Annotated in this window: 21 protein-coding genes; 10 read left to right on the top strand and 11 right to left on the bottom strand. The window is 73.2% G+C overall.

Annotation, left to right across the window (positions count from 1 at the left end):
* Positions 1-3: 3 nt before the first annotated feature.
* The gene (locus EKD16_RS22665; RefSeq protein WP_131101228.1) at positions 4-834 is read left to right on the top strand and encodes a glutamate ABC transporter substrate-binding protein; all 831 of its coding nucleotides are present in this window, start codon (positions 4-6) and stop codon (positions 832-834) included.
* A gap of 168 nt (positions 835-1,002) precedes the next feature.
* Positions 1,003-1,302, top strand: coding sequence for a DUF6221 family protein (locus tag EKD16_RS22660; RefSeq protein ID WP_131101226.1), 300 nt, complete (start codon positions 1,003-1,005; stop codon positions 1,300-1,302).
* A 63-nt stretch (positions 1,303-1,365) separates the two neighbouring features.
* On the opposite strand, the gene EKD16_RS22655 is transcribed toward EKD16_RS22660, so the two are convergent.
* The gene (locus EKD16_RS22655) at positions 1,366-1,968 is read right to left on the bottom strand and encodes a hypothetical protein (RefSeq protein ID WP_131101224.1); all 603 of its coding nucleotides are present in this window, start codon (positions 1,966-1,968) and stop codon (positions 1,366-1,368) included.
* 502 nt (positions 1,969-2,470) lie between these two features.
* Positions 2,471-3,823 (bottom strand): dihydrolipoyl dehydrogenase family protein, encoded by a 1,353-nt coding sequence (locus EKD16_RS22650; RefSeq protein ID WP_131101222.1) that lies wholly within the window; start codon positions 3,821-3,823, stop codon positions 2,471-2,473.
* Positions 3,824-4,149: 326 nt separating this feature from the next.
* Here EKD16_RS22650 and pgi point away from each other — a divergent pair, with 326 nt between their 5' ends.
* Both pgi and EKD16_RS22640 read left to right on the top strand, forming a co-directional pair.
* The gene (gene pgi / locus EKD16_RS22645) at positions 4,150-5,844 is read left to right on the top strand and encodes a glucose-6-phosphate isomerase (RefSeq protein WP_394347293.1); all 1,695 of its coding nucleotides are present in this window, start codon (positions 4,150-4,152) and stop codon (positions 5,842-5,844) included.
* A 117-nt stretch (positions 5,845-5,961) separates the two neighbouring features.
* Positions 5,962-6,567, top strand: a complete 606-nt coding sequence (locus tag EKD16_RS22640) for a histidine phosphatase family protein (RefSeq protein ID WP_131101219.1) — start codon at positions 5,962-5,964, stop codon at positions 6,565-6,567.
* Between the two features lie 18 nt (positions 6,568-6,585).
* Here EKD16_RS22640 and EKD16_RS22635 read toward each other — a convergent pair whose 3' ends face one another.
* Positions 6,586-7,884 (bottom strand): sensor histidine kinase, encoded by a 1,299-nt coding sequence (locus EKD16_RS22635; RefSeq protein ID WP_131101216.1) that lies wholly within the window; start codon positions 7,882-7,884, stop codon positions 6,586-6,588.
* A gap of 354 nt (positions 7,885-8,238) precedes the next feature.
* Here EKD16_RS22635 and EKD16_RS22630 point away from each other — a divergent pair, with 354 nt between their 5' ends.
* Positions 8,239-8,988, top strand: coding sequence for a YqeB family protein (locus tag EKD16_RS22630; protein ID WP_131101214.1), 750 nt, complete (start codon positions 8,239-8,241; stop codon positions 8,986-8,988).
* Between the two features lie 32 nt (positions 8,989-9,020).
* Here EKD16_RS22630 and EKD16_RS22625 read toward each other — a convergent pair whose 3' ends face one another.
* The 3 genes from EKD16_RS22625 to EKD16_RS22615 all read right to left on the bottom strand — a co-directional run bounded on the left by EKD16_RS22625 (position 9,021) and on the right by EKD16_RS22615 (position 12,538).
* A complete protein-coding gene (locus EKD16_RS22625) occupies positions 9,021-9,644 on the bottom strand; it encodes a VanZ family protein (RefSeq protein WP_242677128.1) in 624 nt (207 codons plus the stop codon).
* 863 nt (positions 9,645-10,507) lie between these two features.
* Entirely contained in the window at positions 10,508-11,662 is a 1,155-nt protein-coding gene (locus EKD16_RS22620) for a ferric reductase-like transmembrane domain-containing protein (RefSeq protein WP_131101213.1), read from the bottom strand.
* A 321-nt stretch (positions 11,663-11,983) separates the two neighbouring features.
* A complete protein-coding gene (locus EKD16_RS22615) occupies positions 11,984-12,538 on the bottom strand; it encodes an Lrp/AsnC family transcriptional regulator (RefSeq protein WP_242677127.1) in 555 nt (184 codons plus the stop codon).
* A 102-nt stretch (positions 12,539-12,640) separates the two neighbouring features.
* Here EKD16_RS22615 and EKD16_RS22610 point away from each other — a divergent pair, with 102 nt between their 5' ends.
* On the top strand, positions 12,641-13,141 hold the full coding sequence (locus tag EKD16_RS22610) for a DUF2000 domain-containing protein (RefSeq protein ID WP_131101210.1): 501 nt from the start codon (positions 12,641-12,643) through the stop codon (positions 13,139-13,141).
* A gap of 242 nt (positions 13,142-13,383) precedes the next feature.
* Here EKD16_RS22610 and EKD16_RS22605 read toward each other — a convergent pair whose 3' ends face one another.
* Together EKD16_RS22605 and EKD16_RS22600 are read right to left on the bottom strand one after the other, a co-directional pair.
* Positions 13,384-14,043, bottom strand: a complete 660-nt coding sequence (locus tag EKD16_RS22605) for a radical SAM protein (RefSeq protein ID WP_394347292.1) — start codon at positions 14,041-14,043, stop codon at positions 13,384-13,386.
* A 34-nt stretch (positions 14,044-14,077) separates the two neighbouring features.
* A complete protein-coding gene (locus tag EKD16_RS22600; RefSeq protein WP_131101208.1) occupies positions 14,078-14,962 on the bottom strand; it encodes a metallophosphoesterase family protein in 885 nt (294 codons plus the stop codon).
* Positions 14,963-15,235: 273 nt separating this feature from the next.
* Here EKD16_RS22600 and EKD16_RS22595 point away from each other — a divergent pair, with 273 nt between their 5' ends.
* Both EKD16_RS22595 and EKD16_RS22590 read left to right on the top strand, forming a co-directional pair.
* Positions 15,236-16,123, top strand: coding sequence for a helix-turn-helix transcriptional regulator (locus EKD16_RS22595; protein WP_131101206.1), 888 nt, complete (start codon positions 15,236-15,238; stop codon positions 16,121-16,123).
* Positions 16,077-16,631, top strand: coding sequence for a TIGR03086 family metal-binding protein (locus tag EKD16_RS22590; RefSeq protein WP_131101204.1), 555 nt, complete (start codon positions 16,077-16,079; stop codon positions 16,629-16,631). Before EKD16_RS22595 ends, EKD16_RS22590 begins: the two co-directional genes overlap by 47 nt.
* Positions 16,632-16,734: 103 nt before the next feature.
* Here EKD16_RS22590 and EKD16_RS22585 read toward each other — a convergent pair whose 3' ends face one another.
* From EKD16_RS22585 to EKD16_RS22575, 3 genes are read right to left on the bottom strand one after another with little or no spacing between them, the layout of a single operon-like run.
* On the bottom strand, positions 16,735-17,211 hold the full coding sequence (locus EKD16_RS22585; RefSeq protein ID WP_131102875.1) for a MarR family winged helix-turn-helix transcriptional regulator: 477 nt from the start codon (positions 17,209-17,211) through the stop codon (positions 16,735-16,737).
* A gap of 16 nt (positions 17,212-17,227) precedes the next feature.
* Positions 17,228-17,917 carry an alpha/beta hydrolase gene (locus EKD16_RS22580; protein WP_131101202.1) on the bottom strand — a complete coding sequence of 230 codons (690 nt, stop codon included), beginning with the start codon at positions 17,915-17,917 and terminating at the stop codon, positions 17,228-17,230.
* Complete coding sequence (locus EKD16_RS22575; RefSeq protein WP_131101200.1) at positions 17,914-18,921, bottom strand: ring-cleaving dioxygenase; 1,008 nt, start codon at positions 18,919-18,921, stop codon at positions 17,914-17,916. Before EKD16_RS22575 ends, EKD16_RS22580 begins: the two co-directional genes overlap by 4 nt.
* 159 nt (positions 18,922-19,080) lie before the next feature.
* Here EKD16_RS22575 and EKD16_RS22570 point away from each other — a divergent pair, with 159 nt between their 5' ends.
* Positions 19,081-19,776: a response regulator transcription factor gene (locus tag EKD16_RS22570; protein ID WP_131101198.1), complete on the top strand. Its 696-nt coding sequence runs from the start codon at positions 19,081-19,083 to the stop codon at positions 19,774-19,776.
* Between the two features lie 68 nt (positions 19,777-19,844).
* Positions 19,845-20,597 carry an IclR family transcriptional regulator gene (locus EKD16_RS22565; RefSeq protein ID WP_131101196.1) on the top strand — a complete coding sequence of 251 codons (753 nt, stop codon included), beginning with the start codon at positions 19,845-19,847 and terminating at the stop codon, positions 20,595-20,597.
* The last annotated feature ends 378 nt before the right edge of the window (positions 20,598-20,975 follow it).

Genomic DNA, 20,975 nt, shown 5'->3' with positions numbered 1-20,975 from the left:
CCGATGCCATTGCGCCGGCTGGTCTCCGCCGCCGCTGCGGCGGCGGTCCTGGCCGCGGCCGCCGCGTGCACCGACACCGTCGGCGTGCACACCTCCGTCGCGGACGCGACGGCGCTGCGCATCGGGGTGAAGACCGACCAGCCGGGGCTCGGTCTGCGCACCGACGGCGGGGACTACGAGGGCTTCGACGTCGACGTGGCGCTCTACATCGCCGACGAACTGGGAGTGCCGCGCGAGAGCGTCGAGTTCGTGGGGGTGACCTCGCGTGAGCGTGAGCGCGTGCTCGTCCGCGGCAAGGTGGACCTCGTGCTGGCCACCTACTCCATCACCCAGTTGCGCAAGACGGTCGTCACGTTCGGCGGTCCCTACTACGTGGCCCACCAGGACATCCTGGTCCGAGCCGGAGACACCTCCGTCGACGGGGTCGCCGACCTGGCAGGCAAGCGGCTGTGCCAGGGCGCCGGGTCGAACTCCGCCAACCGGGTGATCGAGGAGCGCGAGGTGGCGGCGGTGCGTGTCGAGCGGCCCGACTACAGCGACTGCATCGACCTGCTCGCGGAAGGCGAGGTGGACGCCGTCTCGACCGACGACCTCATCCTGGCGGGCTACCTGGCCACCGCGCCGGCGTCGTTCCGACTGGTCAACGCGCCCTTCACCAGTGAGAAGTACGGGGTGGGTGTCGCCAAGGAGGACCTCGCCGGCTGCGAGGCGGTGAACCGGGCCATCACCCGCATGTACCAGGACGGCACCGCCGCCTGGCTGCTGCGCAAGTGGTTCGGCGATACCGGGCTGGACCTGAATACCAGTGTGCCCCAGTTCGAGGGCTGCGGGTAGGCGCCCGGCGATCCGGAGCGGATGCCGGGGTTTCCGACGAACCGGTCTTCGCGAGACGATCCCAAGGCTGTCCGGAACATGGGTGGATGCGCGGTGCGCCCGGTGGAACGCGCAGCCGGCGGGGAGCGTCGACAGAGGTCGGACTCCAGCGGAAGGAGTGGAGCAAGGGTGACGATCGTGGAGTTCCTCAACGCGCGCCTGGCGGAGGACGAAAGCGCCGCGCACGCGGCCTCCCCGGGCACCGGGGGGCCCGAACGCGCCCGCGCCGACGTCGGGGCCAAACGCGGGATCGTGGAGGGCTACAACGAGACCTACCGCGAGTGCATGGACACCCTGAACAACGGCGCCCAGTCCGCCTCGGAGGAGGACGGCGCCTGGTCGGCGCTGCACGCCTGGCGCCGGGCCCTTGAGCACCTGGCGGCCGTCTACGCCGCCCATCCCGACTACGACCTCTCTTGGAAAAGATAACGAAAGGCTGACCGACGGCTATGCGCGGGGCCGGCCCGCCTGGTCCCGGAAACGCGCCGGTACCTACTCCTCTTGCTCGGGCCAGTGCCAGCCCCAGGCCCACAGCGCCACCCAGAGGCCCGGTGCGACCAGCACTGTGCCGAGGAGGATCAGGTAGGCGGGGTCGGCGCCGGACATGCCGCGCTGTACCAGCCCGCCGACGAGCAGCACGGCGCTGAACACGGCGGGCCACCAGGAGGCGCGGGCGCCCACCGCGATCGCGGCCGCTGCGGCGGCCTGCGCGGTGCCGGCCGCCGCCACCGGCCACAGCAGCGGATCGCCGAGCGCGCCCGCGGCCGCCGCTTGGCCGGCTGGTGTGGCGCCGACGGTCGCGGACTGCAGGAGCAGCACGCCGACCTGGACGAGGACGGTCAGCCGCAGTGTCCACAGGGCCGCCGACCGCCACGTGCCGCGCAGTGCGGACAGCCGCGACGCGGCGGCGGGCGGCGGAGGCGGCTGCTGCCCGGCGGGCGGCACGGGGGCGCGCTGGGCGGGAATCCGCAGGGCGGGTGCGTCGGTCTCCTCGGCGCGCCCGGTCGGAACCGCCGGAGCGGTCTCCGGTACCGCCGGCCGGGTGGACGCGGCGGCGCGGGCCCAGCGCAGCCGTGCGGCGATCGCGGCGGACAAGGCGGCGAGCCCGCGTCCGGCCGAAGCCGGAGCCGCCGCCGAGAGTCCGCGCAGCACCGGAGAGCACAGGCGCCCGCCATAGGCTGCGGCTGCCGCCGCGGGCCGCCGTGAGGCCGCGACGGCATTCGGCGGCGCGTGCGCACCCGCGCGCCGCGCGGCCCTTCGGCCCCGACGCCCGGGTGTGTCGGCTCCCATGAGGACCGCCCCTCGTGCCGTCGGTTGGTCCCGGCCGAGTCTGCTCGGTGCGCGTGCGGCTGTCGTCGTGCCGCGGGCGGAGGCGTCCCTAACGCGGCGGGCGTAGGACGCCCCTGCTCTCCTGCGCTCCGTCCCCGCCGGCGGTCGGCGGCGACCCGCGCGCCGAGCGGACCCGACCGGAACCGGAGATGTCCCCCTGCCCGACTGTGGCATCGGTTACACGCGCGATTCCAGAGTTCGCGTGCAGGGGAGTCGAAGGGAGGCCGGGTCGCCGGGGCGCCGTTCGGCCCGCTGGCCGCCCCTGCGGCTACAGGTCGAGCGCGTCGACCGCCAGCGTGTAGCCCTCGCTGAAGGTCGGGAACTGGAAGATGCCCTCGCGCAGTCGGTCGACGCCGATCTGCTCCCGCACGGCGAGGGCGGCGGTGTGGATCCACTCGCCCGCCAGGGGTGCCACGGCCCAGGCGCCGATGAGCGTGCCGCGCGACCGGTCCGCCAGCACCCCCACGTGCCCCTTGGGCGACGTCTCATAGGTCCAGGGCCGGGCCAGCCCCGCGGTCAGGTCGACCTCGGCGGACACCGCGTCCACGCCCCGGGCGCGCGCCTGGTCGGCGGTGAGGCCGACACAGGCGATCTCGGGGTCGGAGAAGACGACGCGCGGCACACCGGTGTACTCGGCCGTGCGGGGGCGGCCGAGGATGTTTCCGGCGACGACGCCGCCCTGGTACTTCGCGACGTGGGTGAACAGTGCGACCCCGGTGACGTCGCCGACCGCCCACAGCCCCGGCGCCGCCTGGCAGCGCTCGTCCACGGCCAATCCTTTGGGACCGGTCTCGACCCCGACCCGGTCGAGTTCCAGGTCTTCGACGCGCGCAGCGCGCCCGGTGGCCAGCAGTACGACGTCGCCGACGGCCTCGGAACCGTCGGACAGTTCCAGCACGCTGTCGCGCCCCCGGCGGTACGCCCGGCGCGGCTCGATCCCGGTGCGCACGTCCACGCCGTCGGCGCGCAGCAGTTCGGCGGTCAGTTCGCCCACGCGCGGCTCCTCGCGGTCCATCAGGGCGGGGCCGCGCTGCACCAGCGTCACCGTGCACCCCATGCGGGCGAGGAACTGGCCCATCTCCACGCCCACGGCGCTGCCGCCGACGACCACCGCGCGATCGGGAACCTCCTCGACCGTGGTCGCCTGCCGGTTGGTCCAGACCTCCACCTCCTCCAAGCCCTCGATCGGGGGCCTGGCCGCCGACGACCCGGTCGCCACGATCACGTCGTCGGCGGTCAGCCGGTGCTCGTCGACGGCCACCACCCACGGGTCGCGCCCGGTGATGCGGGCCGTGCCCTTGAAGACCGGAACGCCCTGGGACCGGTAGCCCTCCACCTGCTTGGAGTCGTCCAGATGGCGGATCATGGTGTCGCGGTATGCCCGCATGCCCGCCCAGTCGGGGGTGGGGGCGTCCAACCCCGCCACATCGGCGGCCTCCGCGGCGGCCTCCAGCGGGCGCAGGAGCGTCTTGGAGGGGATACAGGCCCAATACCCGCACTCGCCGCCGATGAGCTCACGCTCGACGACGGCGACCCGCTTCCCGTTCTGGATGAGCTTCGATGCGGCGACCTCGCCGCCGGGACCCATGCCGATCACGACGGCGTCGTACTGCGCGTCCATGCGCACCTGCTCCCTTGAGTCGAATGCGGCCCCGGGCGGAACGCGACGGGGCCGTCGCGGCCGAATCCGGCCCTTACCCGTCATATGCCACGATCGGTGCGCCGGCGGGCTCCGACGCGCCGTACGGCCGGTGCTACCCCTACCCCGACGCGTTCGGGAGGCGACGTGACCGCCGCCGACCGCGCCGGGCCGTGCCGGCGCGGCAGGGCGGCCGGGCGGCGGGACGGGCGAGCGTGCATGATGCCGGGTAGGGGTGTGCTCCGGCGGCGCGCGGCCGCCGCGCCCGCTCGACGCCGGCGGCAAGCCGCACCGATGCGAGAACGGACATGCGAGGAGCGAGACCGATGCCCGACACGACCGCGAACGACCGCACGCGCCCGGACCGGCTGCCGGAATGGGCGGCCCTGGGCGAGCACCGCGCGAAGCTCGGGGAAACGCATCTGCGCGACCTGTTCTCCGCCGATCCCGAGCGCGGCGGCCGGTACACCCTGCAGGTAGGCGATCTGCACCTGGACTACTCCAAGCACCTGGCGACCGACGAGACGCTGCGGCTGCTGGGCGACCTGGCCGCCGCCGCCGACGTCGAAGGGCTGCGCGACGCCATGTTCCGCGGGGAGCGGATCAACGTCACCGAGGACCGCGCCGTGCTGCACACCGCACTGAGGGCGCCGCGCGACGCGGTGGTCGAGGCCGACGGGGAGAACGTGGTACCCGAGGTGCACGAGGTGCTGGACAAGATGTCCGACTTCGCCGAGCGGGTCCGCTCGGGCGCCTGGCAGGGGTACTTCGGCGGCTCCATCACCCACGTCGTGAACATCGGGATCGGCGGTTCCGACCTGGGCCCGGCCATGGCCTACGAGGCGCTGCGGCCCTTCGCCGAGCCCGGGGACGACGGGGAGCACGGCATCGAGGTCCGCTTCGTCTCCAACGTCGACGGCGCCGACATGCACGAGACGCTGCGCGACCTGGACCCCGCCACCACCCTTTTCATCGTCGCGTCCAAGACATTCACCACGGTGGAGACCATCACCAACGCCACTTCGGCGCGCGCGTGGCTGCTGTCGGGGACGGACGGCGACGTCTCGGCCGTCGCCCGGCACTTCGTCGCGGTCTCGACCAACGCCGAGAAGGTCGCCGAGTTCGGCATCGACACCGAGAACATGTTCGGGTTCTGGGACTGGGTGGGCGGCCGCTACTCCCTCGACTCCGCGATCGGGCTCTCGCTGATGGTAGCCATCGGGCCGGAGCGCTTCCGCGAGATGCTGGAGGGCTTCCGCTTGGTCGACGACCACTTCCGCACCGCGCCGATCGAGGCCAACGCGCCGATGCTGATGGGGCTGCTGGGCATCTGGTACGGCGCCTTCCACGGTGCGCAGTCCCACGCGGTGCTGCCCTACAGCCAGTACCTGGCCCGCTTTCCCGATTACCTGCAGCAGTTGGACATGGAGTCCAACGGCAAATCGGTGGACCGCGCGGGCCGACCGGTGACCTACCCCACCGGTCCCGTCGTGTGGGGCACGCCCGGCACCAACGGGCAGCACGCCTACTTCCAGCTGCTGCACCAGGGGACGAAGCTGGTACCGGCCGACCTGATCGGGTTCGCGCGCCCGGTCGCGGGGATGAGTCCGGAGCTGCTGGCCCAGCACGACCTGCTGATGGCGAACATGTTCGCCCAGGGCCAGGCGCTGGCGTTCGGCAAGACCGGCGAGGAGGCCGCGGCCGAGGGAGTACCGCCGGAACAGGTGCCCCACCGCACTTTCGCCGGGGACCGCCCCACCACGACCATCCTGGCGAGTGAGCTCACGCCGTCGGTACTGGGCCAGCTCATCGCCCTCTACGAGCACAAGGTGTTCGTGCAAGGCGCGGTGTGGAACATCGACTCCTTCGACCAGTGGGGCGTCGAGCTGGGCAAGGTGCTGGCGAAGCGCATCGAGCCCGCCCTGACAGAGGGGGCCGACGTGCCCGGGTTGGACTCCTCCACGGCGGCGCTGGTGAGCCGCTACCGGGCGCTGAACGGCTGACGGTCCGGGCGGGCGGGCGCCGGCACCGGCCCGGCGCCCGCCCCCGCCCGCGCCGCGGCGCCGGGGCCGCAGGGGGCCGAGCGCCGCAGGGGAGACGACAGGGAAGGAGAGAACCGCATGGCCGGACTGCTGCTGATCCGCCACGGGCAGACCGAGTGGAGCGTGGCGCGGCGGCACACCGGACGCACCGACGTGCCACTGACAGCCGAGGGCGAGGAGCAGGCGCGCGCCCTGCGGCCGCTGCTGGCGGGGCGCCCGCTGTCGCGGGTCCTGGCCAGCCCGCTGCGGCGGGCCCTGGGCACCGCCGAACTGGCGGGCCTGGAGGGCGTGGAGACCGACCCCGACCTGATGGAGTGGGACTACGGCGGCTACGAGGGCCGCACCACCGCGGCCGTCCAGCAGGAGCGCCCCGGCTGGTACATCTGGCGCGACGGAGTGGCCGCGGGCGACGCGGAGCATCCGGGCGAAAGCGTCGAGCACGTCGGCACCCGGGCCGACCGGGTCCTGGAGCGGCTGCGGCCGGTCCTGGAGGACCCCGGCGCCGCCGACGCCGCCGTCGTCGCCCACGGCCACCTGCTCCGCGTCCTGACGGCACGCCGCCTGGGCCTGCCGCCGGAGTGCGGCGCCCTGTTCCGCCTGGAGACGGCGGCCACGGCGCGCCTGGGGGAGGAGCACGGCAGGCCGGTGCTCACCGACTGGAACGTGCTGCCGGGGCGCGGGTAGGCTCGCTCGTCGCGCGGGTCACTCGTCCCAGGGCAGCCGGGCCTTGAGGTGGAAGCCGCCGGAGTCGTCGGGACCGTGGCTGAGTCGGCCGCCGGCCAGGGAGAGGCGTTCCGCGAGTCCGAGAAGCCCTTGGCCGCCGACCGGAGCCGCGCCGGATCCGGCCTCTCGGGCTCCGTCCCGTGTGCCGCGACCCGGCTCCGGCTCCACGCCGGCGGCGCCGCCGGCGGTGGGGCCGCGCCCGTCCGGCGTCCTCCCCGCCGCCGGAGCGGTGTTGTGTACCTCGACTGCCAACCCCTCGGCCGGAGCGCCGTGCAGGCTCACCCGCACGTGCGCTCCGGGCGCGTGCCGGCGCACGTTGGTCAGCCCTTCCTGCACGATCCGGTAGGCCGTACGCCCGGCGGTCTCCGGCGCTCTGCCCGAGACCTCCTCGACCAGCTCCACCCGCATCCCGGCCGCCGCCGACTCGGCGACCAGGCCGCGGACGTCGGCCAGCGTCGGCTGCGGCAGCTCGCCCACCGGCGCGCGCAGCACGCCGATGACCTCCCGCAGATCCTGCAGGGCCCGGTGCGAACTGACGCGGATCACGGCGGCGGCGCGCTCGACCTCCTCGGCCGGCGCGTCGGGCCGGTACTCCAGCGCGCCCGCGTGCACGCTCAGTAGCGAGAGCCGGTGCCCGAGCACGTCGTGCATCTCGCGGGCGATCTGCTCACGGGCGTGCATCTGGGCGCGCTCGGCGCGCAGCCGCGCCTCGGATTCGGCTCGCGCCGCCCGTTCGCGCAGGCTCAGCACGAGCTGGCGACGATGGCGGACCACCGCTCCCCACCCGAGCGCCGCGACGACCGCGACGGCCGTGAACGCCACGATCCACTGCAGTTCGCCGTCGTCGGGCTGCCGCACGGGCGACGCCAGGAGCGTGAACAGCGCGAAGTAGACGATCTGCCCGGCCACGGTCGCCGTTCCGCACAGGGCGGCCGTGCGGGCGGGCCGGTGCACGGCCACGGTGAACAGGGCCACCAGCTGAGCGCCGTCGGACAGCGCGGCATAGGCGGAAAGCGGGATCAGGCCGAGGGACAGCGCGACCGGCCACCGGCGTCGAAGCCACACCGCCGCGCACGCCGCCGCCCAGACGAGCTGCTCCCGCAGCAGCGCCGCCCCCGTGATATCGGGGTCCTCCGACAGCGCCACCGTCCAGACGAGCCCGTAGCCGACCGCGACGAGGAACAGGGCGAGGTCCGCGGCCCACTCGCGCGGCCCGCGCCTGCCGAGCAGGCCCGCGTCCGCCTGCTCGGCGATCCGGCTGTCGTCTGCGCCCTCCATGACTGTCGAAACTACTCGGCGCCCCAGCTGCGGCGGTGCGCACGGGGCAGCATCGGCGACCCGAGTAGGGGCGGAGAATACTTTCGGATGACGGTTCCCCGCCGATCGACGACCGTCGTCGCGGCATCCGATACCGGCGGTCGACGCGCCCGAATCCCCGCGGGCTCTAGCTTCGAGCCATGACACGGACCGCACGGGTCCAGGGCCCGGTCGTCTGCTCGCAGGCGGCGGCCGGGAGCGCCGACCCACTCCCGCCCGCACGTCCGGCGCGGGACGGCGGTAACGGTCGGCGTCGGGAGGGGCGCTCCCGAACGGAGGGGTATCGGACACGCTATGGCGGAGAAGAGGGGTGGCATGAAACCGGAGGCGTCGGCGCCCGGGGGTGCGACGGTCGTCGCGGCGGGCCGGGGCGAGCGCGTCCTGATGTGGGGCGGGTTCCCACTGGTGGGGACCGTCCTCGGCGCCCTGCTGAAGAGTCTGGCCGACCGGGTGGCGACTTGGCCGTGGGTGCCGTTCGAAGGGCCGGTCCAGCTCCTGGCCGCGCTGCCGGATCTGCCCACCCGCATCGGCGGCGCTGTCGTCGGACTGGCCGCCGGACTGGCGCTGGCCGCGATCGGCGCGAGAGAGTCGGTAACGGTGACCGTGTCCGACGAAGCGGCGACGATCGAGCGCGAGCACCGGCACACCGCCTTCCGCCGCGCCCGGACGAGCGCGGTCTTCAAGGACGGCAAGCGGCTGGTAGCGCTCGGCCCCGCGACCGAGGAGCTCGCCGGGCGGACCACCGACCTCAGCGCCGCCCGCCTGGCAGCCGCGTTCCGCAAGCACGGCTACCCCTGGGTCGACGGCGGCGACCCGCACGCCGCGCAGTACCGCCGCTGGGTGGAGGGCGCGCCGGACCTCTCCGCGAGCGCACACGGGCTCTTCGCCGCGCGGGCGCGAGCGCTGGCCGAGGACGGCTCCAAGGCCGCCGAGGACGCCGAGGCGCTGCGCGCGGAACTGGCGCGGTTGGACCTGGTGGTACGCGACCACGGCAAAAGCCAGTACTGGCGCAGTGTCGTTGCCGAGTGCGGCGACCCCGAAGCCGGGGGCGCGGATGGCGTGTGACGGCGTCCGCGGGAGGCCGACTGCGCACTCGGCTACCGGCGGCCCCAGCCGTGGACGGCGCGGGAGATCCGGCGGCCGAGCAGCACGTAGCCGAGCAGGGCGCCGGTGGTGTTCAGGATGACGTCGTCGATGTCGAAGGCCCGGCCGGTGATCAGCGTACCCTGCACGGTCTCCACCAGCAGCATCACCGTGGCCGTGAGTACGACCGTGCGCACGACGCGGCGGAATCCGGGGTACAGGATCGGCAGCAGGATGCCGAACGGCGCGCCGAGGACGATGTTTCCGCCGACCTGCTGGATCGCGTCGCGGGCGGGAGCGTCGAGGTAGAACCGCAGCGACCAGCCCGGTTCCAGGTTGGTGTGGGTGTGGCCGGCGGCGCCGGGGACCGGTGTCAGCGTGAGCCGGGCCAGCACCGCGGCGAAGGCCACCATCGCGGCGAACGCCGCCAGGATGGCGAGCGCGCGGAGGAGGAAGAACCCCAACCTGCGGAGCCGCCCGGCCGCACCGGTGGCCTCAGGGGGACCGCCGGGGGCGGACCTGTCCTCTCCGCGGTCGGGGCCCTGCGCCATCTCCGTGGTGGCGACCGCTTCGGCCGCTGCCGGGTCCTTCTCGTCGACGGAGGGGTCGTCCCCGGGTTCGTCGGTTCGCTTCGCCACATCACACCCACGAGGTCTCGGAATCGCCCGTCACGCCCATAACGCCCCCTGCTTCCAGGTCAATGGGTACCGCATCTTCCGCACCGGGGGAATGCCCTCGACGGCCACGGTCGGCTTCCGATTCGGACTCGACCGAGCAGGTCGGGGGCCGCGGCGTGCCGACGCGGACAGCCGAGGACCCGGTGACCGGCGATGACGCGAGCGCGAAACCGGTCCGCGGACTGGGCGGCGCGGCGGAGTGCGCTCCGCGAGGCCACCGCGCACCCGGCGAAAGGTGGCAGAGTCCCCGCAATCCGGATCCTCCTAAGCCCCGCACAGAGCACCGCCGGAACGGGTGCCGGCGACGGCGAGCCCTCGCCCGATGGGCGCGGGCCCGGGCCCGCGCCTGAGCCGCCCTCGTCGCCGCGGCTTCTCCTTCGCGGACGCCGCGGCCGCGTCCGCGGCGTACATGACGAGGGGCGCCCGGACAGGAGTCTCGGGCGCGGAGCAGGAGTCGCCGCGACCATGGGGTCATCTCCGTTGGTACAGGAAACTGTGTATCCATCGGATAGTGAACCATAGTGCGGTTCCCGATACAACGTCTGCCGCACGCCCCGCCGCCTGCGCGCGGGTGCCATCGCGCTGCCGCTCGGGTGTGGCGGCATCCGGCCGTATCCGCGGAGGCGTGGCGGGTCCTGTTGCCGGACCTGCGCGTGCTGTGACGATGGCGGCACAGGCATCGGGGCACACCGCTCCGCCCGCGCCACCGGCCGCGCCGCGCGAACGCTCCAGGCGCCCGCGCGGCCGGCCGTGCCGCTGCCAGGCCGCGGGCCGCACCGCTTCCGGAAAGCCGCACCGGATCAGGATTTCCGGTTCGAGGGGAGCTACCCTTCCGACGCCGGGGTGCGTCCGGTACCGGCGGCACCATCCGCATAGGAGGCCCCCTCCTCGGCGGACCCTTCGGGCGCTGCCGCCGCCCTTCGCGGACCGCTTCGGCCGGTGCGGCGCCGGGCCACCGCGGCGACGACCGCGACGATCGTGGCCAGCAGGAGGGCGAGCCCAACCCAGACCATCGGCTGCGTCACGTTCATCTCGGCGCCTTCCACGCCGCGCGTCCTGCCGCCGTCGCGTCCGGTGAAGGTCACCGCCAGGACCACGGCGATCACCGCCGCCGCCCCGACCCGGGCGGCCAGGCGCAGGGCGTATCCCAGCGGCCCCTGCCCCGCGTTGCGTGGGCGCAGCCGCTCACCGGGCCGAGCCGGGGCGGACAGGCGCACCAGCAGCAGCGCGGCGACCGGTATCTGCAGCAGCCACACGGTGGTGCGGAACGCCCCGTCGTACCAGACGTTGGTGCCGTAGAGCAGCGTGTGCCAGACGCTCAGGGCGTACACGACGATCACGAACCTGTGCAGGGCCAGCCACACGCGCGACCCGGTGCGGCGGCGCAGGTAGAACGCCAGCCCGAGCGGGATGGCCAGGTAGAAGGCGATGAGTCCGATCAGGATCGCCACCTGGCCGGTGCCCGTGGTGTAGCCGCCGGGGACGAAGACCTCGACGAACGCGGTGCCGAGGCGGCCGGCCCAGCCGAGGCCGTCCTCGTTGCCGCGCACCGAGTCGGCGAAGAACATGAACGCGTGCGCGAACATCAACCCGATGGTGGTCAGGCTGGTGGTGCGGTGCCAGCGTTCCAGGCGCGGAGCCGAGACCGGCAGCCACGAGGGGTGCACGCTGGAGCGCGCCATGCCCAACATCACGGTGATCCACGCCCACAGCAGCGCCGACCAGCCGAACGCCTGGCACAACCAGTACATCCAGTACCGGTCGGGGTGCTCGCCGAGCATGGGCATCACGTCGATCGTCGGTGACGTGCCGCTGTGGATACGCGCGTAGAGCCAGGCGAAGATGGCCGCCGTGACGACCAGCGCCGCCGCGGCGTCGGGGACGGCGGCGCGCAGGTCCGCGCGCAGGGCAGCCCAGTCGAAGCGTCCGCCGCGCCGCGGCCGCCGTTCGTCGGGCGATGAGTGGGGGATTCTCGCCATCAGCAGACCACCGTTGTCCGTGGGTGTGCGCGCTACGGCTGTCCCGTTTGGGCCAGATGCCGTGCGACGCCGGAAATCCGATCCTTTGTACCCGGGGAGCGGGTATGTGGTCTAGACCCTTTTCACCCATCGGATTCGGCCGATTACATCGACGCAGCGCAATCCGGATGAACGCGGAGTCTGTCGAAGTCCGTCCGGACTACGCTCACGCTTGCGGTTCGGAGCCCGCGAGCAAGGACCGCCGGCCCCGTGTGCGGAGCCGCCGCCTACGCGCCGCCGACGCTATCGGGCTCGGCCGAACGTTCCGCGGGCCCGAACGGTTCATCCGGGGCGGCTGCCGCGGCCGCGGTCGCCGGTGTGGGGACGTGGCGGCCGGACCGGCTCGATCGCCGGTGCGCGGACGTGCTCGTAGACGACGCTCGTCTCGACGTCGGCGACCTCCGGGCGCTCGGTCAGCCGGTCGATGACGAACGCGTAGAGGCCGTCCGTGTCGGGAACGGCCACATGCAGCAGGAAGTCCTTGTTTCCCGAGGTCACGAACACGCCCACGGTGTCGGGGAGCCGCGCCGCCCACTCGCGGAACGCCTCGATGTTGCGCCGCGACGGCGGGCGGATCCGCACCGAGATCATCGCCTGGATGCCGCGTCCGATCGCCTCCAGGTCCACCTCGGCGCGGTAGCCGCGCAACACCCCCCGCTCCCGCAGCGACCGCACCCGCTCCAGCGACGTGGACGGCGCCACGCCGACCGCCGCGGCCAGGTCGCGGTTGGTGCGCCGTGCATCCTTCTGCAGCTCTCGCAGAATCGCGCGGTCGAGTTCGTCCAACTCCACGAATTCCGCCCCTTCGGCGAACGAAGTTCGGATCGGCTTTCCCAAGCTCGTATGTATGGCTAGCTTCAGCCACAGTACGCGTACGTCGAACAGAGAACGCGCCTAGGCGGGAAACTCCGCCGAGGCGCCCGACGCCGAGGAAGACGTATGACCGACCAGCTCACCCGCCCCGACCCCGCCCCGGCGGGTTCCTTCGAGATCGACCCCGACGACGTCGACATCGACCGGCCGACCCGCGACGTCTCGGTGAAATGGGTGATGGTGATCGACCGGAACCTGGAGCCGGGGCTCGTCGCCAACACCGCGGGCTGCCTGGCCGCCGCCGTCGGCCGGGAGGCGCCGCTGCTGATCGGCCCCGGCGGCGCCGACGCCTCCGGCTCCGTGCACCGCGGGCTGCCCTGGACCGGCTGCACGGTCCTGGGGGGCGATGCGGAGGCGGTGCGCCGCATCCGCGACAAAGCCGCCGGCAAGGCGGGGCTGCTCCTGGTGGACATGCCGTCGCTGGCCCAGGTCTGCCGCGTGTACGGCGGCTACCTGGACACCTTGGCCGACACCGGACCCGACGACATCGGCTACCACGGCGTCGCGCTGGTCGGACCGCGCAACAAGGTCGACAAGATCGTCGGCCGCCTGCCCCTACTGAGGTGACACGGCAGTCGCGGCAACAGCGGGCCGGAGCTCCAAGGGAGCCTCCCGCCGAGGGCGAGTCGCAGGCGCCGCCGCCGGGACCCCGGCGACCGCCGTCGCGCCGGCGGACCGTGCCCGCACCGCGTTCCGCCGGAGCGCGGCGGTGGGATCAGCGCGCCCTTCCCACCGCCGCCGGCCGCTCCGGCCCAGTCCAGTCGGCGTATTCGCAGGCACCCGCCTGGCAGGCGGGGCCGAAACACCGACTACATGAGGGTGAGCTGTTCACCGTTCGCGTCAGGGGTGGCCGCGTCGGCTGCTGCGGGTTCGTCCGATGTGGGGCGGTGTCGTGAGGAGCCGTCGCCGGGGCCGACGAGGCGGTGGCGGCGGGCCGCGTCGTGGACGCGGGAGGAGACCAGGTCGCGGTAGGGCTTGGGGGCGTAGGCGCCGCGGCGGTAGAGCTCGCGGTAGCGCGGCACCAGATGCGGGTGTTCGCGGGCGAGCCACTGCAGGTACCACTCGCGGGCGCCGGGGCGCAGGTGCAGCATGATCGGGGTGACGCTCGCGGCACCGGAGTCGGCGATGGCGGCGACGGTGGATTCGATCTGTTCCGGGGAGTCGGTCAGCCCCGGCAGGATCGGGGCCATCAGCACCGAGCACCGCAGGCCGCGTTCCGCGCAGCGCCGGACGACGTCCAGGCGGCTCTCGGGGCGGGGCGTGCCGGGTTCGGCCGAACGCCGCACCTCTTCGTCGAGCGAGCCGACCGAGACCGCCAGCCCGACCTCGGTAACCCGTGCGGCCTCCTCCAGCAGGTCGAGGTCGCGCAGGATGAGGCGGCCTTTGGTGAGGATGGAGAAGGGGTTGGCGAAGTCGCGCAGGGCCGCGATGATCTCGGGCATCAGCCGGTAGCGGCCCTCGGACCGCACCGCCGATACGGGTGTGTGCCGGGGCGGGGGAGGTTCAGTACTCCAGCGGGGCGGGCAGCACCTGGTATAGGCGGTTGTCGGGGACGGGGCGGCGCTTCCACTCGCGCGGGTAGCCCACCGAAACCTCCTGGAACCGGACGCCGTCATGGTGGGTGACCCGCGGGATGTGCAGGTGCCCGTAGACGACGGCGGCGGCGTCGAACCTCGTATGCCAGTCGGCGGTGTGCACGCTCCCGCACCACTGGGCGAACTCCGGGTAGTAGAGGACGTCGGTGGGTTCGCGGACCAGCGGGTAGTGGTTGACCAGCACGGTCGGTCCCGTGACGGAGGACAGACGGCGCTCGCTGTACTCCAGGCGGGCCCGGCACCACTCGTCCAGGCTGGGATAGGGGTCGGGGTGCAGCATGAACTCGTCGGTGCACACCACGCCCGTACTGCGCGCATAGGCCAGGCCCTCCTCCTTGGAGGACGTGCCGGGCGAGTGGAAGGTGTAGTCGTAGAGCGTGAACAGCGGAGCCACGGTGACCGGACCGCCGGTGCCCCGCCACACCGGGTAGGGGTCCTCGGGGGTGTGCACCCCCATGCCGCGGCAGATGTCCACAAGCTGTGCGTAGCGTTCCGCGCCCCGCAGCTGCGACGGGTCGCGGGGAGTGGTCCACAGTTCGTGGTTGCCCGGAACCCACAGCACCTCGGCGAACCGTCCACGCAGCAGGGACAGCGCCGACTCGACGGCCGCGGGCGTCTCGGCCACGTCCCCGGCCACGATCAGCCAGTCGTCGGCGGTGTGGGGGTACAGCCCCTCCAGCACCTCGCGGTTGCCGCTGTGCGACACGTGCAGGTCGCTGACAGCCAGCAGCCGCGGCTCCTCCGGCGCGGGATCCGGTGCTGCTGCGGACTCGGCGCCGATCGTCCCAGCCATCGGCCCTTCGCTTTCCTCGTAGGCGCAACGCTTTCCGCGGGCGCGTCCCTGCGCGCCCGGGCGGCACCCCGACAGTCTGCGCCATCGGGCACCGGGCCGCGTACCCGGCCCCGGCCTTGCGCGGCCTCCCGGGCCCCGTGGTTGCCGGGGCGGTGCCGCGGCGCCCGGGCCGATGTCTCAGCCGGGCTCTAGAGTGGAATCCGGACCGGACCGGACCCGACTCGCGCCGCGCCGCAGGTGCGGACCGTCGGCGGCCGCATCCGAGGGGGAGTCATGACCTGGTACACGCCCGCCGCCGTCGCCCCGGACTTGGCCGACGACCTGGTGCTGAGCTGGACCGCGCACATCAGCGGCCTTCACCGGCTGGTGCCCGACGGCTGTGTCGACCTGCTGTGGATCGACAACGGCCGGCTTGTCGTCTGCGGCCCGGAGACCACCGGGTGGACCTTCACGCTGCCCCCGGGCACCGCCGCGGCGGGCGTGCGGTTCCGTCCGGGCCGGGCCGGTTCGGTGCTGGGCATGGACACCGCCGATGCCCGGGAGCGCCGGGTGCCGCTCGAAGACGTCCTGGGCTCGTATACGCAGCGCAGCCTGCTGGAACGGCTCGACGCGGCCGGCGGTGCGCAGGAGCGCGTGGCCGTGCTGGAGGACCTGGTGCGCGGACGGCTCCGCAGCGCACCGCCGACCGACACGGTCGCGGCCGCGGCGGCGGGCATGCTGACCGCCGATCCCGCGACACCGGTCGCCGCCATCGCCGCCGAGACCGGGCTGAGCGAGCGCCAGCTGCACCGGCGCTGCGCCGCCGCTTTCGGCTACGGCCCCTCTACGCTGCGCCGCATCCTGCGTCTGCAGCGGTTCCTGCGCCTGGCCCGGCACCCGGCCGCGCCCGCCGACATCGCGGGCCTCGCCCACACCGCCGGGTTCACCGACCAGCCGCACCTCTACCGCGAGTGCCGGGAGATCGGCGGCGCCGGCCCGCACGAGCTCATCGGCCGCCCGCTGCGGCGGCGCGCCGCCGCAGCGGCCGAGCCGGCGGCGGCCCTCGGCGCCGGGATCGGCCCCGTGTCCGATCCGTACACGACGGCTCGGAACCGCAGGTGGCAGGCTAGTGGGCATGGATACCGAGAGCATCCCAGAGCACTATCGCAAGCTGGCCGCTGAGTTCACCCGCCGGGTCGAGGGGGTGCCGGCCGACCGGTGGGAATCGCCGTCACCGTGCGCCGGTTGGACCGCGCGCGACGTGCTGCGCCACATGATCGACAACCATACGGCGATGCCGTCGCACGCCGGGATGAAACTGGAGCTGACCGAGTCCGTCGACGACGCCCCCGTGGCCGCCTGGCACGAGGCGCGCGCCGCGCTGCAGGAAGTGCTGAACGACCCCGCCAAGGCGGCTGCGGAGTACGACGGCTACTTCGGCCGGATCAGCGTGGGCAGCACCGTCGACCAATTCCTCGCCTTCGACCTTGTCGTGCACTCCTGGGACCTCGCCCGCGCCACGGGGCAGGACGAGACCCTGCCCGCGGACGAGGTGGAACGCACCTTCGAGATGGCGCGCGGGCTGGGCGACAACCTGCGCATGGAAGGGGTCTGCGGCCCGGAGGTCGAGGTGCCCGAGTCCGCCTCCGAGCAGGACCGGATGCTGGCGTTCGTGGGGCGGCGGCCCTGAGCGCCGATCGGGCGACCGGCTCCGCGTGCGGCGCGAACGGTCGGCCGCCCGGCTGACCGGAAAACCTGCGAGGACCACTCGCACGCCGCCGCCCCGCCCCGGCTCACCCCATGGCGCCGCTCCCGGGCTCCAGGACCCGCATGATGGCGCCCAGTTCGCGCACCTGTTCGCGGGTGAGCCGGTCGAAGACGCGCTCGCGGACCCGGGTGACGTGCGAAACCGCGGCGGTCCGCAGCAACTCCAGCCCGGAGTCGGTGAGGACCGCCCACGAGCCGCGGCGGTCCTCCTCGCAGACCTCGCGGCGCACGTGCCCGGTGCGCTCCAAGCGGGCGATCTGATGGGACAGGCGGCTTTTGGAGACGATCACGCTGTCGGCGAGTACGCGCATCCGCATCCGCATAGCGGGCGACTCCGAAAGCGTGACCAGGATGCCGAACTCGACCAGGCTCAGCCCGTGGCGGGACTGCAGGTCGTGGTCGAGTACCTCCTCGATCCGCGACTGGGCGGTGAGCAGGCTGCGCCACATCGAGTTCTCTTCGGCGTCGAGCCAGCGCACCTCCTCGTCGTCCATGCGCGCCATCGTACTCACGCAGTGCTCACCCGCCCGACTCGGCGGACGAAGGCCCGTCGGCGCCGCCGTCAGCGGGCGCGCCGGAGAGCCCGCTCGCGGCCAGCCAGTCGCGGGCGTCGGCGAGCACGGGGGCGGGCAGCGCGTGGCCGCCGGGGTGCTCGTGCATCCGCACGTCGGCGCCGCGCTCGCGCAACTGGCGGGCCAGCAGCCGCGCCTCCTCCACGGTGGTAATGGGGTCGGTGCGGCCGGCACCCAGGAACACCGGCGTCCCCGAGAGGTCCACGCGGTCGGGCTCGCGGTCCTGCAGCGGCGCCGCCGAGGCGAACAGGGCGGCCCCGGCCAGCGCGCCGGGGTGCAGCAGCAGCGTCGCCGCGGCGATGTTGGCGCCGTTGGAGAACCCCACGGCGACGACGCCGCGCGGGTCGAGCCCGTACTCGGCAGTGGCCGCCCCGATGAAGCCGGTCAGCTCACTGGAGCGCGCGATGACGTCGTCGACGTCGTAGACGCCCTCGCGCAGGCGCCGGAACCAGCGGTTGGCGCCGTGCTCGTCGACCTTTCCCCGCGGCGAGAGCAGCGCCGCACCGGGCGCGAGGGCGCGCCCGAGGCCGAGCAGATCGTGTTCGTCGGCCCCGGTGCCGTGGAGCAGGAGCAGGGTCGGCCGCCCCGGCTCCTCCGCTTGGACGTAGACGTGGTGGAAGTCGGCGGCCGCGCTCACTGCCCGCCCTCCTCGGCGGTCGGGGCGACCGCGGTGGGTGCGCCGGCGCCGTCGTGCTCGCCGACGACCAGTTCGGGCAGGTGCCGCTCGATCACCGACCGCTGCGGCTCCAGCCACGGCGGAAGCTTCAGTGCACGGCCCAGCTGCAGCAAAGGCTCGTCGTAGTCGAAGCCGGGGCCGTCGGTGGCGATCTCCAGCAGGACGCCGCCGGGCTCGCGGAAGTAGATCGAGGTGAAGTAGGAGCGGTCGCGGATCTCGGTGACACCGACGCCGTCGCCGGCCAGGCGCTGCTGCCAGCCGATCTGCGTGGGCTGGTCGGGGGCGCGGTAGGCGACGTGGTGCACGGTGCCGGCGGCCACGAGGCCGTCGCGGGCCTTGGGATCGGCCAGCACGTCGACGACGCTGCCCACGCCCGTCGCGGCCTCATCGGTGTGGAACCGGTAGCGGTTGCCCAGTTCTGCGGCCAGTTCGAAGCCGAGCCGCCCGCTGAGCATGCCGGCGGTGCGGTCCAGGTCGTGCTCGGTCAGGGTGACGGCGCGGATGCCGCGGATGGCGTGCTCGAACGGGATGCCGCCGCCGTCCCAGGGCTCGGTGTCGTGGTAGTCGGCGCTGGCCACAAGCTCGATGACGAGGCCGTCGGGGTCTCGCAGGCTCAGCACGTCCTCCCCGAGCCGCTCGACGGGCCGGGTTGCCTCCACGCCGAGCGACGCGAGGTGGTCCCGCCACCAGCCCAGCGAGCCCTCGGGCACGGAGAAGGACGTGGTCGTGGCCTGTCCGGCGCCCAGTCGGCCCTTGGGCGCGCCCGGCCAGGGGAAGAACGTCATGACGGTGCCGGGGTTGCCCGCTCGGTCGCCGTAGTAGAGGTGGTAGGTGTCCGGGGCGTCGAAGTTGACGGTCTTCTTGACCAGTCGCATGCCCAGGGCGTTCAGGTAGAAGTCGGCGTTGGCCTGCGGGTCGCTGGCGATGGCGGTGACGTGGTGGATCCCCACCGGGCGCACATCCATGATCGGCCTTTCCTCGCGTGCGGTGCTGCGTTCGAGTACGGCAACCGTTGAATATTCAACTATATTCCGGAAAGGGGGGTGCGTGAAGGAGGTGCCGGGCGCCGATGCGGCCGGCCGCTACCGCGCATCCGTCCCGTCCGCCGATCTAAGCTGTCGGGCATGACGGCGCCCGCTGCCTCACCGATCCGCGTCCTGATCGTCGACGACGACCCGCTGCTGCGCGCCGGGCTGAGGATGATGCTCGGCGGCGCCCCCGACCTGGAGGTCGTGGGGGAGGCGGGAGACGGCACCGAGGTGCCCGGCCTCGTCGACACCGGCCACCCCGATGTGGTGCTCATGGACATCCGGATGCCGGCGGTGGACGGCCTCTCGGCGACCGAGGCGCTGCGCGCTCGCGAATCGGCCCCCGAGGTGGTCGTTCTCACTACCTTCGACGCCGACGAGCACGTCCTGCGGGCGCTGGGAGCGGGGGCGGCCGGTTTCGTGCTGAAGGACACCCCGCCGGCGGAGATCGTGGATGCCGTACGCCGGGTGGCCCGGGGCAGCCCCGTCCTGTCGCCCTCGGTGATCCGCCGCCTGATCGACCGTGCCACCGGCGCGGGCGGCCGCGACCGCAGGCGGGAGCGGGCGCGCGAGCGGCTGGGCGCGCTCAACGGACGCGAGCGCGACGTCGCCGTGGCGGTCGGCGAGGGCGGCTCCAACGCCGAGATCGGCGCCTCGCTCCACCTCAGCGTGCCCACCGTGAAGACCCACGTCTCGCGCATCCTCGCCAAGCTGCAGCTGAACAACCGCGTGCAGATCGCTCTGCTGGTGCACGACGCCGGCCTCCTCGAAGACGCGGAATCGGACGCCTGAAGCAGACGGCGCCGCAGCTCGCCGCGGCGGTGCGGCGTGCGGCTTCCCTTTGTGCGGATAATCGGGGTATGGAGGGGCGTGAGAAGGAGACGGTGACCGATCGGACGCTGGACGTACTGGAGGCGTTGACGCACACGTCGCGGTTGGCCGACATAGCCGCGGCCACCGAGTTGCCGAAGCCGACGGTGCACCGCATTCTGCAGCGGATGGTGGCGCGCGACTTCGTGCGCACCGACGGCCAGGGGCATTACACCGGAGGGCCGCGCGTGCTGTCGCTGGCCGGGCGCTACATGCGCCGGCTGGATCTGGCCCAGCACGCCTACCCCGTGCTCTCGCGCCTGCAGCAGAGCACCGAGTGGACGGTGCACCTGGCGATGCTCGCCGGTGACGAGGCCGTCTACGCCGCCAAACTGGAGGGCACCAAGCCCTACCACCTGGCCTCCCGCGTGGGCATGCAGCTGTGGCTGCACTGCACCTCGGTCGGCAAGGCGATGCTCGCGCGTATGCCCGACGACCGTGTGCACGCCCTTATCCAGCGCACCGGCCTGCCGCGCCGCACGCCCAACACCATCTGCGACGAGGACCGGCTCCTCGCCGAGCTGGAGACCGTCCGCGCCCGCGGATACGCCGAGGACCGCGAGGAGAACGAGACCGGAGTGGGTGCGGTGGGCGCCGCGGTCGCCGATTACACCGGCGCGGTCGTGGGCGGTGTCAGCGCCGCGGCGCTGGTGCACGTGCCCACCGAGGGCACGGCCGCCTGGCGCGGCGAACAGGTCGCGGCCGCGGCGGCGGAGATCTCCTCCCTGATCGGCTCGCCATGAAGGCGTGATGCCGTGGCGTGGTGAAGGCGTGATGTCGTGACCGGCGGATGGCTGGGCCTGCCCCGGTATGTCCTGTATGCCGGTTCCTTCGGCGTCTATCGTGAACTTATGGCCGCAGGAAAGCGCATTCCGTGGCCATAAGTTCACGATAGACGGGAGAAGCCGCGCCGACCTCGCCGCCCCTTGCCCCTCGCCGCCGGCGGGCAATCCCCCCAAGCTCCGGCCCCATCTTCCGCCGCACCCGCCGCCCGTCCGAAGTCGCTTCGGTGGCTGTCCGCTGTGACCCCCTTCACAGTTCCTCACAGCTATGGGATTATTCATGAAACGGGAATGGAACGCCATTCCGTTAAATGAAACACAGGAACACATCGCCCAGCG

The organism is Streptomonospora litoralis (assembly GCF_004323735.1).
Taxonomy (GTDB): Bacteria; Actinomycetota; Actinomycetes; order Streptosporangiales; family Streptosporangiaceae; genus Streptomonospora; species Streptomonospora litoralis.
The sequence above is the reverse complement of the archived record's forward strand: the minus strand, read 5'-3'. Positions and strand labels throughout refer to the sequence as shown.